The organism is Kitasatospora hibisci (assembly GCF_043950205.1).
In the GTDB taxonomy this organism is placed as follows: Bacteria; Actinomycetota; Actinomycetes; order Streptomycetales; family Streptomycetaceae; genus Kitasatospora; species Kitasatospora hibisci.
In genome coordinates, this window is sequence record NZ_CP171642.1 from 4,177,359 (window position 1) to 4,190,404 (window position 13,046).

Consider the following 13,046-nt stretch of genomic DNA (forward strand, 5'->3'; position numbering starts at 1 on the left):
GCGGCGGATCTCAGATCCAGCCGTGCTCGCGGGCGATCCGCACCGCCGCGTGGCGGTTCTCGGCGCCCAGCTTCCCGGCGGCCGAGGAGAGGTAGTTGCGGACGGTGCCCTGGGAGAGCGACGCGCGCTCGGCGATCTCGGCGATCGAGGTGCCGTCGGCGGCCAGCTCCAACACGTCCGTCTCGCGCGGGGTCAGCGGAGTCTCGCCCGCGCTGATCGCGTCCGCCGCGAGCTCGGGGTCGACGTAGCGTCCGCCCGTGCGCACGGTCCGGATGATCCCGGCGAGGTCGGCCGCCGAGACGGTCTTCGGCAGGAAGCCGCGGATGCCGACCTCCAGCGCCCGCTTCAGGTAGCCCGGGCGGCCGTGGCCGGTGACGATCATGCAGCGGCAGTCCGGCAGCAGCCGGCGCAGCCGGGACGCCACCTCGATGCCGTCCAGCCCCGGCATCTGCAGGTCCAGCACGGCGATGTCCGGGAGGTGCGCCTGCGCCATCGCCAGCGCCTCCGGGCCGGACGCGGCCTGGGCCACCACGGTGATGTCGTCCTCCAGCGAGAGCAGCGCGGCCAGCGCCCCCCGGATCAGGTGCTCGTCGTCGGCGAGCAGGACGCGCACGGGGGCGGTGTCGGTCATCGGGCGGGCCTTCCTGCGGGGCGGGCGGCGGAGCGGGTCAGAGCGGGACGGTCGCGAGCAGCCGGAACCGGCCCGGCCCGGCGTCCGGGACGGTCAGCTCGCCGTCGTGGGCGGCGAGCCGCTCGCGAAGTCCGCGCAGCCCGGTGCCGCTGCCCTGGGAGGGGACCGGCACGGCGGGCACCCCGTCATTCTCCAGCTCCAGCACCGCCCGGTCGCCCGTCCGGGAGAGCCGGATCGCGCAGTGGCCGGCCTCGCTGTGCCGCAGCACGTTGGTGGTGGCCTCGCGGATCACCCAGCCCAGCACGGACTGCACCGGCAGCGGCAGCCGGTCGGCGTCCTCGCCGAGGTCGATCTCGCAGCGCACGTCGGCCGAGCGGAGTACCGCCCGGGCGCCGACCGCCTCGGCGTGCAGGTCGGTCGTGCGGTAGCCGCGCACCACGTCCCGGACCTCACGCTGGGACTCCTGGGCGATCTTCTGCACCTCGGCCATCTGCTCGGCGGCCTCCGCGCGCCCGCGCCGGGCCAGCTGCACGGCGAGCTCGCTCTTCAGGGCGATGGTGGTGAGGTTGCGGCCCATCACGTCGTGCAGGTCGCGCGAGAACCGCAGCCGCTCCTCGGCGACCGCCAGCCGGGACTGCGCCTCGCGGGCCGCGTCCAGCTCCCAGACCACCGACTGCAGCCAGGCGAAGCTGCGGCAGCTGCAGCCGATGAAGGCCATGACGACCGCGGTGAAGGTGAGCGCCCCGCAGGCGGTGGCCGGGTCGATGCCCACCAGGAACATGGGCGGCGCGGCGGCCAGCAGCCCGGCCAGCCCGGCCGGGGCCGACCAGCGCGGCGGCAGCCCGACCGCGGCCGGGCCGAAGGCCGAGAAGAGGATGGTGCTCGCGTAGGCGGCGCTGAACGGCAACGGGTCCGGTCCCGTGCCGCCCCGTGGTCCGAGCAGCAGGACGGCCCAGCAGGCGGCCACCGCGACGCCGCCGTTCAGGGCGAGCCAGCGCAGGTGTTCGGAGGGCCGCTTGAGGTAGTGGTCCAGCGAGGTGCGGTAGGCGCGCAGGGTGGTCAGGGTCAGGGCGAGGCCGGCCACCAGGGCGACCCGGGCGGCGGCCGCGTAGCCCTGGTTCTCCGCGGCGGAGGCGTTGCTCAGCAGGCTGATCGGCAGCGGGGCGAGCGCCATCAGGTAGAGCGACCAGCGGAGGTAGAGCTCGGAGCGCTGCGGCTTGGTGTAGCCCCGCCACTTGCGCACCGGATTCACGACGCCCATCTGTTCCGCTCCCCGTCCGGTCATGATCGTGCTGCTGTCTTCCTATCAGAGGCCGGTGCGGAGGCCGGACCCAGAGGTCGGACGGGGAGCGGACCTCCGGTTCCGCGCCCGGCCGGTCAGCGGCGCGGCTCCCAGCGGAAGTAGCGGACGGCGCCCCAGACGGCCAGCGCGAACCAGGCGGTGCCGGTGACCAGGTGCGGGGCGGCGGCGGCCCAGGTGCCGGCGAAGCCGGTGGGGGCGGCGGAGCCGTCGGTCCCGAACCAGCCGAGGCGCATCAGCTGGAAGGCCGGGGTCGTGGGCAGCAGCCGGCAGCCGTCGGCCAGCCGGTCGGGCATGATCTCCAGCGGGACGAACAGGCCGGAGCCGAACTGGGTGAGCAGCAGGACCGGCATGGTGGTGATCCCGGCGCTCTCGACCGTCTTGGTGAAGGCACTGGAGAGGGCGGCCAGCGCCATCAGGGTGCCGACGACCAGCACCAGACCGGCGGCCAGCAGCAGCGGATTGACCGGCGCGGTCAGGTCCAGCGCGGCGGCGCCGACCCCGCCGACCACGGTGCACATCAACAGGGCCAGCCCGACCGAGGGCACCGCGGTGCCGGCCAGGATCTCCGCGTCCCGGGCCTCGCCGGTGCGCAGCCGCTTGAGCACCAGCTCGCCGCGGCGGGCCACGTAGGCGGCCGTGAGGTTGTAGTAGACGACGAAGGCGAGGACCATCCCGACGGCGCCGTTGACCAGCAGGGAGTCGACGTCCAGGCCGGGGTTGTCCTTGGCCTGCTCGTTGAGGACGTTCTTCAGCCCGAAGACCAGCAGCACCGGCAGCAGCAGGGCGGTGAACAGGGCGGTCCGGTTGCGCAGCAGCAGGACGGCCTCGGCCCGGCCGAGGGCGAGCAGCCGGCGGGCTGTGGTGCTGGGGCGGCCGGTGCCCTGCGGGACGGCGGTGGTGGCGGCGGTGCTCATCGGGCGAGTCCCATCAGGCGGCGGCGGGCGGGGCGGTCGGAGGGGGTGTCGGTCGGGGGCTCGCCCCCGGCCTGGCCGGGAGGTGCCAGGGCGGCCTCGGAGGCGATGGCGAGGAAGGCCTCCTCCAGCGAGGCGCTGCGGGCGTCCAGGCCGCCGAGCTCGATGCCGTGGCGGTCGGCCCAGCCGAGCAGCTCGGTGAGGGTGGCCTGGAGCCGCGGGGTCTGGACGGTGACCTTCCGGCCGTCCAGGGTGACGTGGGCGCCGGCCAGCGGCGGGAGCGAGGTGCCGGCGAAGGCCGGGAGCTCGAAGCCGATCCGGGACGGGCGGCCGGCGATCACCTCGGCCACGGTGCCGGTGGTGACGACCCGGCCGCCGTGCATGATGGCCAGCCGGTCGGCCAGCTCCTCGGCCTCCTCCAGGTAGTGCGTGGTGAGCAGCACGGTGGTGCCCTGGGCACGCAGGTCGCGGACCAGGCGCCAGACGGCGGCGCGGGCCTCCGGGTCCAGGCCGGTGCTGGGCTCGTCGAGGAAGAGCACCTCGGGCCGGCCGAGCAGGGCCATCGCCAGGTCCAGCCGGCGGCGCTCGCCGCCGGAGAGCTGCTTGACCCGGACGCCGCTGCGGTCGGTGAGGCCGACCAGCTCCAGCGCCTCGTCGACCGGGCGGGCGCCGCTGGTCATCCCGGCCCAGGTCCGGCCGGTCTCGGCGACGGTGAGGTCGCCGGGGAAGCCGCCCTCCTGGAGCATGATGCCGATCCGGGGGCGGACGGCTGCGCGCTCGCGGTGCGGGTCGCTGCCGAGCACCCGGACCCGGCCGCCGGTCGGGGCGGCGAGGCCCTCGATCAGCTCCATCGCGGACGTCTTGCCGGCCCCGTTGGTGCCGAGCAGGGCGAACAGCTCGCCGCGGCCGACGGTGAGGTTGATCCCGCGTACCGCGTGGTAGCCGGTGGTGCCGGATCCGTAGTGGCGGTGGAGGTCGGTGACCTCGATCACGGGGTCGCCCGGGGCGAGGGGCTGGCGCGTTTCCATGGCTCAAGCCTTCCGCCGGGAAGGCTGCGCGGGCAGTGCGCGGCCTCATCGGACGGCGGTGCGGATCCACGGGTCGGCGATGACAAATGTCATCGGCCCGGTCGGGGAGTGCACGGGGAATGCCGAAGGGCCCCCTCGATCGAGGGGGCCCTTCGTACTGGAGCGGACGACGAGATTCGAACTCGCGACCCTCACCTTGGCAAGGTGATGCTCTACCAACTGAGCCACGTCCGCATGGTCAAACTATTGAGTTGTGCTGTGCTCGCGCACTGCGAGCGGACGACGAGATTCGAACTCGCGACCCTCACCTTGGCAAGGTGATGCTCTACCAACTGAGCCACGTCCGCACGGTGCCTGGTTGGGCACCGGCCGCTTCTTCGGATCTCTCCGTTGCGGCGACGAGGAATACTCTACAGCATCCATCGGGGTGGTCGTCCCACCCTCCTGAGGTGGATGGGACGACCGGGCCGCGGAGCGGTCAGTTCGCCTCGGCGAACGCCTCGTAGACGTGCTTGGGGATGCGGCCACGGGCCGGCAGCTCCATGCCGCGGGACTGGGCCCAGGCGCGCACGGCGGCCGGGTCCGGGGTGAGTGCGGTACGGCGGAAGGACTTTCCGGTGCGGCTCTGGCGGCGGCCGGCCGCGACGAACGGAGCGAGGGCCTCCCGCAGCTTTTCCGCGTTGTCCAGAGACAGGTCGATCTCGTACGACTTCCCGTCGACGCCGAAGTGGACGGTTTCCGCGGCGGCGCCGCCGTCCAGGTCGTCGGAGAGCGTGACGACTACACGCTGAGCCATGGGTGTCAATCCTCTCGGGCAATTCGGCCGAAGGGCGCGGGGTGCGTTCCCCAGGCCTGATGTGCACCACTCGCGCAAGCGCACGCGGGCAGGCCTGACGGCGTGCCGGATACGCGGCGCTTGCCGCGGCAGGTGGCCCTATTCTGCACCCGAAGGGGGTCGAAATCGAAGAGTCCGGCTTTCTTTTCCGGATATTCACGTGTCTTCGCCGGAGTGCCGGATACCCGCGCACTCGGCCGGTCGATCTGTCCCGGAGTGCCGGTATTCGGGTGCTCTTCGGGCGTTCTCCTTCGGGGCGCCGAATCCACTGAAATCGGATGCCGGGGGGAGTGCCCCGAGGGGCCGGAACCCTTGCGGCGTAAGGGTCCCGGGTCTACGCGCGTCGCCCTCCCCGGCCAGCAATCCCGCCCGAAACCACCGGTAGTCTGGAGTTCCCCCGCCTCACGAAGACACCACCGGGAGTGCCAGTGGCACGCGTCGTAGTCGACGTCATGCTCAAGCCGGAGATCCTCGACCCCCAGGGACAGGCGGTGCAGCGTGCACTGCCCCGTCTCGGATTCGCCGGGATCGCCGACGTCCGCCAGGGCAAGCGTTTCGAGCTGGAGCTGGAGGGCCCGGTCGACGACGCCGCGCTCGCCCGTATCCGCGAAGCCGCCGAGACCTTCCTCGCCAACACCGTGATCGAGGACTTCACCGTCCGCATCGAGGAGGAGGGCAAGTGACCACCCGAGTCGGCGTCGTCACTTTCCCCGGTTCCCTCGACGACCGCGACGCCCAGCGCGCGGTCCGCCTGGCCGGCGCCGAGCCGGTCGCCCTCTGGCACCGTGACAAGGATCTCCACCAGGTCGACGCGGTCGTCCTGCCCGGCGGATTCAGTTACGGCGACTATCTGCGCTGCGGCGCCATCTCCCGCTTCTCGCCGGTGATGGAGACCGTCATCGAGCAGGCGAAGCAGGGAATGCCGGTCCTCGGTATCTGCAACGGCTTCCAGGTGCTCTGCGAATCGCACCTGCTGCCCGGTGCGCTCACCCGCAACGACTCGCTGCACTTCATCTGCCGCGACCAGAAGCTGCGGATCGAGAACGCCGGCACCGCGTGGACCCGGGATTACTCGGCCGGCCAGGAAATCGTCGTGCCGCTGAAGAACGGCGAGGGCCGCTTCGTCGCCGACCAGCACGTCCTGGACGAACTGGAGGCCGAGGGCCGGGTCGTCGCCCGCTACCTGGACGGCAACCCGAACGGTTCGTACCGCGACATCGCCGGCATCACCAACGCCGCCGGCAATGTCGTAGGCCTGATGCCGCACCCGGAGCACGCCGTGGAGCCGCTCACCGGTCCGACCACCGAGGGCCTGGGCTTCTTCACTTCCGTCCTGAAGCAGCTGGTGAACGCCTGATGAGCCTCGACACCGTCAAGAACGCCGAGCAGACGCCGGACGCCGCCCAGCCCTGGGCCGAGCTCGGCCTCAAGGAGGACGAGTACGCGCGCATCCGCGAGATCCTCGGCCGCCGTCCCACCGGCGCCGAGCTCGCGATGTACTCCGTCATGTGGTCGGAGCACTGCTCCTACAAGAGCTCCAAGGTCCACCTGAAGCAGTTCGGTGAGAAGGCCCCCGAGAACGACGCCATGCTCGTCGGCATCGGCGAGAACGCCGGCGTCGTCGACGTGGGCCAGGGCTACGCGGTCACCTTCAAGGTCGAGTCGCACAACCACCCGTCGTACATCGAGCCCTACCAGGGCGCGGCCACCGGCATCGGCGGCATCGTGCGCGACATCCTCGCGATGGGCGCCCGCCCGGTCGCCGTGATGGACCCGCTGCGCTTCGGTGCGGCGGACCACCCGGACACCCGGCGCGTGCTGCCCGGCATCGTCGCGGGCATCGGCGGCTACGGCAACTGCCTGGGCCTGCCGAACATCGGCGGCGAGGTCGTCTTCGACTCCTGCTACCAGGGCAACCCGCTGGTCAACGCGCTCTGCGTGGGTGTCATGAAGCACGAGGACATCCACCTGGCCAAGGCCTCCGGCCCCGGCAACAAGGTCATCCTGTACGGTGCCCGCACCGGCGGAGACGGCATCGGCGGCGTCTCCGTGCTCGCCTCGGAGACCTTCGACGCCACCGGCCCGGCCAAGCGCCCCGCCGTCCAGGTCGGCGACCCGTTCCAGGAGAAGCTCCTGATCGAGTGCACCCTGGAGATCTTCAAGGAGGACCTGGTCGCCGGCATCCAGGACCTCGGCGGCGCCGGCCTCTCCTGCGCCACCTCCGAGCTGGCCTCGGCCGGCACCGGCGGCATGCGGATCGAGCTCGACACCGTCCCGCTGCGCGACAACACGCTCTCGCCGGAGGAGATCCTCATGAGCGAGTCGCAGGAGCGCATGTGCGCCATCGTCGAGCCGGCCAAGGTCGCGCGCTTCCTGGAGATCTGCGAGAAGTGGGACGTCATCGCCACCGTCATCGGTGAGGTGACCGACGGCGAGCGCTTGGAGATCTTCTGGCACGGCGAGCAGGTCGTGGACGTGCCGCCGCGCACCGTCGCCCACGAGGGCCCGACCTACCAGCGCCCGTTCGCCCGCCCGAGCTGGCAGGACGCGCTGCAGGCCGACGCCCCCACCGGCGAGCGGCTGGCCCGCCCGGCCACCGGCGAGGGCCTGAAGGCCGACCTGCTCAAGGTCGCCGCCCACCCGAACCAGGCCTCCAAGTCCTGGATCACCGACCAGTACGACCGCTACGTGCTCGGCAACACCGTGCTCTCGGTCGGCGAGGACTCGGGCATGATCCGGATCGACGAGGAGACCAACCTCGGCGTCTCGGTCGCCACCGACGGCAACGGCCGCTACACCAAGCTGGACCCGTACACCGGTGCCCAGCTGGCTCTGGCCGAGGCGTACCGCAACGTCGCGGCCGGCGGTGCCAAGCCGCTCGCCGTCTCCGACTGCCTCAACTTCGGCTCCCCCGAGGACTCCGACGTGATGTGGCAGTTCGCCGAGGCGACCCGCGGTCTGGCCGACGCCTGCCAGGTGCTCGGCACCCCGGTCACCGGCGGCAACGTCTCGCTGTACAACCAGACCGGCGACGTCGCCATCCACCCGACCCCCGTGGTCGCGGTGCTCGGCGTCATCGACGACGTCACCCGGCGTACCCCGGTCGCCTTCGCCGAGGAGGGGCAGCTGCTCTACCTGCTCGGCGACACGGAGGACGAGCTCGGCGGCTCGGCCTGGTCGCAGGTGGTCCACGAGCACCTCGGCGGTCTGCCGCCCAAGGTCGACCTGCAGCGCGAGCGGCTGCTCGGTGAGATCCTGATCGCCGCCTCGCGCGACGGCATGATCGACGCCGCGCACGACCTCTCCGACGGCGGTCTCGGCCAGGCCCTGGTGGAGAGCTGCCTCAAGGGCGGCCACGGTGCCCGGATCATCGTGCCCGAGGGCATGGACCCGTTCGTCTTCCTGTTCTCCGAGTCGGCCGGCCGCGCGGTCGTCGCGGTGCCGCGCAGCGAGGAGCTCCGGTTCAACGACATGTGCACCGCTCGCGGCCTGCCGGCCACCCGGATCGGTGTGGTCGACGGCGATGCCCTGGACGTCCAGGGCCAGTTCACCGTCTCGCTGGCCGAGCTGAAGGACGCCCACACCGGCGTCATCGAGGCTCTGCTGGCCTGATGCGTGCTTCGCCCCGGGCCGCGCCCGGGGCGAGCTGTCACGTGGCCGAGTGACGCCGAGGGGCGGACGGTTCAGCGGAACCGTCCGCCCCTCGGCGTATGTTGGGGCCATGCCTGCCAAGCCCCGTACGTACCGGCCTGCGAAGGTCCGCGCCGCGCTCGCCGCGCAGACCGAGGCGCTGCGCGCCGCCGTCCGGCAGCTCTGCGCCCGGCCGGACGCCGCCGACCTGTTGGAGCGGCCGGCCGGTCCGGGGGAGTGGCGGGTGCGCGAGCTGGTGGCGCACCTGGCCGTCCGGCTCGACCGGGTGCCCGCCCACCTGGACGACCCGCTGGAGGGTCGCCCCCCGCTGGACCTGCTCCGCTGGGTGGCCCGGGTCACCGAGTCCGCTCCGCTCCTGGACGAGGGGGTGCACGAACAAGCGGCGGGCGGGTTCGGCGGTGCCCCGGCCGCGGTGGCGGCCGCCTTCGACCGGGCCGCGGACGCGCTGCTCGCCGTCCTGGCCGGTCCCGAAGTCGCGGACCCGGAGCGCAGGTTCGAGATCCGGCTCGGCTCGATGCTGCTCTCCGACGTGCTGGTGACCCGGCTGGTCGAGACGGTCGTGCACGCCGACGACCTGGCCCGGGCGGTCGGCGGTGCGGCCTTCCCGCACGACCGGCAGGCGCTCGCCGCCGTGGCCCGGCTGCTCGCCGACGCGCTGGCCGACCGGGCCCCGGGCGGCGCGGTCGAGCTGAGGGTGCCGCCGTACGCGGTGGTGCAGGCGGTGGAAGGCCCGCGGCACACCCGCGGCACCCCGCCGAACGTCGTCGAGACGGACCCGATGACCTGGATCCGGCTCGCCACCGGCCGCACCGACTGGGCCGCGGAGGTGGAGGCCGCCGCCGTCTCGGCCAGCGGTGAGCGGAGCGACCTGCGGCCGTACCTGCCGCTCCTGGGCCGGGCGCCGCAGGCCTAGGGGTGCAGCTGGGCGGCGAGGCGCTCGGTGGCCCTGCGGAGCGGTTCGCCGGTGAGGTCGGACAGCCGCTGGGCGTCATCGGTGTCCTGGGAGAGCGTCAGCGTGATGTCGCCGTTGCCCTTGGCGGCGACCCGGGCGACCCCGGCGAGGCCCGCGCCCGGGGTGAGCCTGGTCTCGCCGGGCTTGGGCTGGTCGATCGAGAACTGGCGGAGCTGGTCGACGCCGACGTTCCCGAACCGCTGGATGTGCGGCAGCATCAGGGAGACCGCCACCCCGTTCTCGGGAACGGCCAGCAGGTCGACCCGGACCGGGGTCGAACCGACGGTGTAGGTACAGGTCACCCAGGCCGTCGGGGGCGTGGCCGGCATCGAGGCCATCGACGGCGGCGCAGTGACGCCCGAGGGCCAGGGCTGGGCGGCGACGCCGTTGCCCAGGTCGGTGTCGACCGCGGGCCGGTCCGCGGCGCCGGGGGTGGCCGGCCGGTCGATCCCGGCGTCCCGGAGGGCGGCCGCGAGATCCAGGCCGAACGGGCAGGACCCGGACTTCGCCAGCCCCTCGGCGGTCGACCGGACGTGGGCGTAGGAGAGCGTACCGCCGCCGGCCGGTTCGCCGGAGGAGGAGCAGGCGGCCGTTCCGAGGAGGATGCCGGCGGCGCCCGCCGCGGCGAGGTGCCGGCGGCGCTGTGCCGGGGTGCGGTCTGCTGTCATGCCGTCAGGGTAGAACGGGTCCCGTACCGTCCGGTCGGTGACGGTGTATCGGATCGGTCCCGGTGCCGGGCCGGCGTCGTGCGCCCACGGGCGGTCCCCGTGGCTCAGGGCACCGAGGGGCCGCCGAGGTAGGTGCCCTCCGCGGTGTAGGGCCAGGCGTTGGGCTCGCAGCCCTTGAGGCCGTAGATCTGCTGCATCATCGCCGGTGCGGGCTTGCCCTTGCCCGGACAGGTCTCGTGCCCGTGCCCGATCCGGTGGCCGACCTCGTGGTTGACGATCAGCGCCCGGTACTCGTCGATCGGGCCGCTGAACTGGGGTGAACCGGTGTTCCAGCGCTTGACGTTGACCAGTACCTGGCTGCCGACGTTGCAGTTCACCTCGCCGTGGGTGTCCAGCCCGGACGCCCTGCAGATCCGGTCCACGGTGGCCGGTGAGGCGATCTTCACCGTGAAGTCGTAGGCGCCGCTCGCGACCAGCTGGAAGCCGTTCCTGCGGTCGTTGGTCCAGCCGCGGCGGTCGGCGAGGATGCCCTGTACCTGCGTCGCGGCCGCCGCCGGGTCGATCCCGATGCCGTCCTCGACCTCGACCCGGTACCGGCGGACGGGGCCCCTGCCGACCGGGGCCGCCGCGCCGGGGGCGACGGTGAAGGTGCCCGCGCCCTTGCTCGGGCCGGGGTCGGGCGCGGTCGGCGTGGGGCTGCTCGGCTGCGGGTCGGGTCGGGCCGACGCAGTGGTGGGCGTCGGCGTCGGTGCGGCGGCCGGGGGCGCCCCGGTGGTGGCGTCGACGCCGGACGGCGCGACCCGGCCCTGGGCGGTCCGTCCGCCGTCCGGCAGGACGTCGGGGCGGCTCAGCACGAAGAGCGTGCCGCCGAGTATCACCAGGGCGGCGACCAGCGCCGCGACCGCCCCGGGCCCCGGTCTGCGGCGCTGCCTGCGCCGCCGGCGGCCGGCGCCCGACCGCCGGCCGGTGCCGTGGGGCGCCGTGCCCCGCGCCCGGCCGGTGCCGGACCGGCCGGCGCTGCGCGCGCGGGAGCCGCGCTGGTCGGATCGGGCTGCGGGCACGCTGGGGCTTCCTGTCGGGACCGGTTGGGGCCGCGGAGCCGTCGAAATGCCGTGTGGTGCGTCCCCCTCGCCCGCACACCCTGGCACGGCGGACGGGTGACTGTCCACATACCGGGTATGCAGAGCGCGCGAAGCCGCCCCCGCTGCCCGGAGGGGCGACGGGGGCGGCCGGGAAGGGCCGGTCGGCCCGGAGGCGGGTGGGGCCGGTCAGCCGAGGGTGGCGGCGGCGGTCGGCGAGCTGTCCCGGAGGAACTGGGTGCAGCGCTCCGCCTCGTCCTTCTCCCCGATCGCGGCGGCGGCCCGGCCGAGCGCGTGCAGCGCCCGCAGGAAGCCGCGGTTCGGCTCGTGCTCCCACGGCACCGGGCCGTGGCCCTTCCAACCGGCCCGGCGCAGCGCGTCGAGGCCGCGGTGGTAGCCGGTGCGGGCGTACGCGTAGGACTCGACGGTGCGGCCGGCCGCGAAGGCGTCGTCGGCCAGCTGCGCCCAGGCCAGCGAGGAGGTCGGGTACTCCGCCGCGACCTCGGCCGGGGACGCGCCGCCGGCCAGCAGCTGCAGCGGACCGGGCTCCGCGGGCAGCTGCGTCGGGGCGGGGCCGCCGAGGAGGTTCTGTCCCTGGAAAGGAGTGGGGTCTGTGGTCATGCCCCCCAGTGAACCACTGAGGGGCATGACGGCAGGACCGGTCCGGGGACCGGGTTGCTACTTCAGGCGGTTGCCGGCCGAGCGCAGCTGCTGGGCGGCCTCCAGCACGCGGGCGGCCATGCTCGCCTCGGCGAGCTTGCCCCAGGTCCGCGGGTCGTAGGTGTTCTTCTTGCCGACCTCGCCGTCGACCTTCAGCACACCGTCGTAGTTGCGGAACATGTGGTCCGCGACCGGGCGGGTGAAGGCGTACTGGGTGTCGGTGTCGAGGTTCATCTTCACGACGCCGTTCTCCAGGGCGGTGGCGATCTCCTCGGCGGTCGAGCCCGAGCCGCCGTGGAAGACGAAGTCGAACGGGTCGGTCTTGCCGTACTGCTTGCCGATCGCGTCCTGCAGCTCGCGCAGCAGCTCCGGCTTCAGCACGACGTTGCCGGGCTTGTACACGCCGTGCACGTTGCCGAAGGAGGCGGCCAGCAGGTAGCGGCCCTTCTCGCCCAGGCCCAGGGCCTCGGCGGTGCGGACGGCGTCGTTGACGGTGGTGTACAGCTCGTCGTTGATCTCGTGGCTGACGCCGTCCTCCTCGCCGCCGGTCGGGGTGATCTCGACCTCAAGGATGATCTTGGCGGCGGCGGCCTGGGCCAGCAGCTCCTGGGCGATCCCCAGGTTGTCGCTCAGGGTCTCGGCGGAACCGTCCCACATGTGCGACTGGAAGAGCGGGTTGCGGCCGTTGGCCACGCGCTCGGCCGAGATCGCCAGCAGCGGGCGGACGTAGCCGTCCAGCTTGTCCTTCGGGCAGTGGTCGGTGTGCAGCGCGACGGTGATGTCGTACTTGGCGGCGACGACGTGCGCGAACTCGGCGAGGGCGACGGCGCCGGTCACCATGTCCTTGTTGTGCTGGCCGCCCAGGAACTCCGCACCGCCGGTCGAGATCTGGATGATGCCGTCGCTCTCGGCCTCGGCGAAGCCGCGCAGGGCGGCGTGCAGCGTCTGCGACGAGGTGACGTTGATGGCCGGGTAGGCGAACTTGCCCGCCTTGGCCCGGTCCAGCATCTCGTTGTAGACCTCGGGGGTTGCGATGGGCATGAGATCCGCTCCTGTCGGGTTGCGGCGTACGGACGGTGCTGTCCGACGCTGTGTACGCCTTCGTTACGACTCCGGGGTACCGGTCGCCGATGCGCGGCACTGCGGTGCGGCTCCCGGTACCAAGGTTCGCGGCGGCCACCGCGGTACGACATGAGGGTGGTTGCGACCGCGGTCCGGACGCCGGGGCCATCCTCCCAGACTCGTGCTTCCAGGTCAGCATGTGGCCCGCCAGTCGGGACGGCGGGCCCGGGGCCGTGCTGCGGCCCCTCGACGCGGTCTTCCCCGGC

The 13,046-nt window shown here is 73.1% G+C and carries 13 protein-coding genes and 2 tRNA genes; 4 read left to right on the forward strand and 11 right to left on the reverse strand.

The window, feature by feature from the left end:
• Positions 1 to 10: 10 nt before the first annotated feature.
• The 7 genes from ACF9IK_RS17990 to ACF9IK_RS18020 all read right to left on the reverse strand — a co-directional run bounded on the left by ACF9IK_RS17990 (position 11) and on the right by ACF9IK_RS18020 (position 4,669).
• Positions 11 to 631 (reverse strand): response regulator, encoded by a 621-nt coding sequence (locus tag ACF9IK_RS17990; protein ID WP_395295208.1) that lies wholly within the window; start codon positions 629 to 631, stop codon positions 11 to 13.
• 37 nt (positions 632 to 668) lie between these two features.
• Positions 669 to 1,892, reverse strand: coding sequence for a sensor histidine kinase (locus ACF9IK_RS17995; protein ID WP_395295209.1), 1,224 nt, complete (start codon positions 1,890 to 1,892; stop codon positions 669 to 671).
• Between the two features lie 116 nt (positions 1,893 to 2,008).
• Positions 2,009 to 2,848, reverse strand: coding sequence for an ABC transporter permease (locus tag ACF9IK_RS18000; RefSeq protein WP_395295210.1), 840 nt, complete (start codon positions 2,846 to 2,848; stop codon positions 2,009 to 2,011).
• Positions 2,845 to 3,873, reverse strand: coding sequence for an ABC transporter ATP-binding protein (locus ACF9IK_RS18005; RefSeq protein WP_395295211.1), 1,029 nt, complete (start codon positions 3,871 to 3,873; stop codon positions 2,845 to 2,847). The genes ACF9IK_RS18000 and ACF9IK_RS18005 overlap by 4 nt, the downstream gene beginning before the upstream one ends.
• A gap of 158 nt (positions 3,874 to 4,031) precedes the next feature.
• Positions 4,032 to 4,107, reverse strand: a tRNA-Gly gene (locus ACF9IK_RS18010).
• Positions 4,108 to 4,147: 40 nt separating this feature from the next.
• Positions 4,148 to 4,220 (reverse strand) — tRNA-Gly (locus tag ACF9IK_RS18015).
• A 131-nt stretch (positions 4,221 to 4,351) separates the two neighbouring features.
• Positions 4,352 to 4,669, reverse strand: coding sequence for a histone-like nucleoid-structuring protein Lsr2 (locus tag ACF9IK_RS18020; protein ID WP_238860361.1), 318 nt, complete (start codon positions 4,667 to 4,669; stop codon positions 4,352 to 4,354).
• Positions 4,670 to 5,136: 467 nt separating this feature from the next.
• On the opposite strand from ACF9IK_RS18020, the gene purS reads away from it, so the two are divergent.
• The 4 genes from purS to ACF9IK_RS18040 all read left to right on the forward strand — a co-directional run bounded on the left by purS (position 5,137) and on the right by ACF9IK_RS18040 (position 9,272).
• The gene (purS, locus tag ACF9IK_RS18025; protein WP_238860359.1) at positions 5,137 to 5,391 is read left to right on the forward strand and encodes a phosphoribosylformylglycinamidine synthase subunit PurS; all 255 of its coding nucleotides are present in this window, start codon (positions 5,137 to 5,139) and stop codon (positions 5,389 to 5,391) included.
• Positions 5,388 to 6,065 (forward strand): phosphoribosylformylglycinamidine synthase subunit PurQ, encoded by a 678-nt coding sequence (gene purQ / locus ACF9IK_RS18030; RefSeq protein WP_395295212.1) that lies wholly within the window; start codon positions 5,388 to 5,390, stop codon positions 6,063 to 6,065. The genes purS and purQ overlap by 4 nt, the downstream gene beginning before the upstream one ends.
• Complete coding sequence (gene purL / locus ACF9IK_RS18035; protein WP_395295213.1) at positions 6,065 to 8,320, forward strand: phosphoribosylformylglycinamidine synthase subunit PurL; 2,256 nt, start codon at positions 6,065 to 6,067, stop codon at positions 8,318 to 8,320. Before purQ ends, purL begins: the two co-directional genes overlap by 1 nt.
• 109 nt (positions 8,321 to 8,429) lie before the next feature.
• Positions 8,430 to 9,272, forward strand: coding sequence for a sterol carrier family protein (locus ACF9IK_RS18040; protein ID WP_395295214.1), 843 nt, complete (start codon positions 8,430 to 8,432; stop codon positions 9,270 to 9,272).
• Here the strand turns inward: ACF9IK_RS18040 and ACF9IK_RS18045 are convergent.
• The 4 genes from ACF9IK_RS18045 to fbaA form a co-directional block, all read right to left on the reverse strand.
• Complete coding sequence (locus ACF9IK_RS18045) at positions 9,269 to 9,979, reverse strand: hypothetical protein (RefSeq protein WP_395295215.1); 711 nt, start codon at positions 9,977 to 9,979, stop codon at positions 9,269 to 9,271. The two genes, ACF9IK_RS18040 and ACF9IK_RS18045, sit on opposite strands and share 4 nt — an antisense overlap.
• A 104-nt stretch (positions 9,980 to 10,083) precedes the next feature.
• Positions 10,084 to 11,040, reverse strand: coding sequence for a DUF3152 domain-containing protein (locus ACF9IK_RS18050; protein WP_395295216.1), 957 nt, complete (start codon positions 11,038 to 11,040; stop codon positions 10,084 to 10,086).
• A 207-nt stretch (positions 11,041 to 11,247) separates the two neighbouring features.
• On the reverse strand, positions 11,248 to 11,679 hold the full coding sequence (locus ACF9IK_RS18055; RefSeq protein ID WP_395295217.1) for a DUF3151 domain-containing protein: 432 nt from the start codon (positions 11,677 to 11,679) through the stop codon (positions 11,248 to 11,250).
• 57 nt (positions 11,680 to 11,736) lie between these two features.
• On the reverse strand, positions 11,737 to 12,759 hold the full coding sequence (gene fbaA / locus ACF9IK_RS18060; RefSeq protein WP_395295218.1) for a class II fructose-bisphosphate aldolase: 1,023 nt from the start codon (positions 12,757 to 12,759) through the stop codon (positions 11,737 to 11,739).
• Positions 12,760 to 13,046: the final 287 nt, after the last annotated feature.

Excerpts from the sequence above, each read along its gene's own strand:
- ACF9IK_RS18055 (WP_395295217.1), bottom strand. The coding sequence starts at position 11,679 with ATGACCACAGACCCCACTCCTTTCCAGGGACAGAACCTCCTCGGCGGC.
- ACF9IK_RS17990 (WP_395295208.1), bottom strand. The coding sequence starts at position 631 with ATGACCGACACCGCCCCCGTGCGCGTCCTGCTCGCCGACGACGAGCAC.
- purL (WP_395295213.1), top strand. The coding sequence starts at position 6,065 with ATGAGCCTCGACACCGTCAAGAACGCCGAGCAGACGCCGGACGCCGCC.
- ACF9IK_RS18040 (WP_395295214.1), top strand. The coding sequence starts at position 8,430 with ATGCCTGCCAAGCCCCGTACGTACCGGCCTGCGAAGGTCCGCGCCGCG.
- ACF9IK_RS18020 (WP_238860361.1), bottom strand. The coding sequence starts at position 4,669 with ATGGCTCAGCGTGTAGTCGTCACGCTCTCCGACGACCTGGACGGCGGC.
- ACF9IK_RS17995 (WP_395295209.1), bottom strand. The coding sequence starts at position 1,892 with ATGGGCGTCGTGAATCCGGTGCGCAAGTGGCGGGGCTACACCAAGCCG.
- ACF9IK_RS18000 (WP_395295210.1), bottom strand. The coding sequence starts at position 2,848 with ATGAGCACCGCCGCCACCACCGCCGTCCCGCAGGGCACCGGCCGCCCC.
- ACF9IK_RS18045 (WP_395295215.1), bottom strand. The coding sequence starts at position 9,979 with ATGACAGCAGACCGCACCCCGGCACAGCGCCGCCGGCACCTCGCCGCG.
- ACF9IK_RS18005 (WP_395295211.1), bottom strand. The coding sequence starts at position 3,873 with ATGGAAACGCGCCAGCCCCTCGCCCCGGGCGACCCCGTGATCGAGGTC.
- fbaA (WP_395295218.1), bottom strand. The coding sequence starts at position 12,759 with ATGCCCATCGCAACCCCCGAGGTCTACAACGAGATGCTGGACCGGGCC.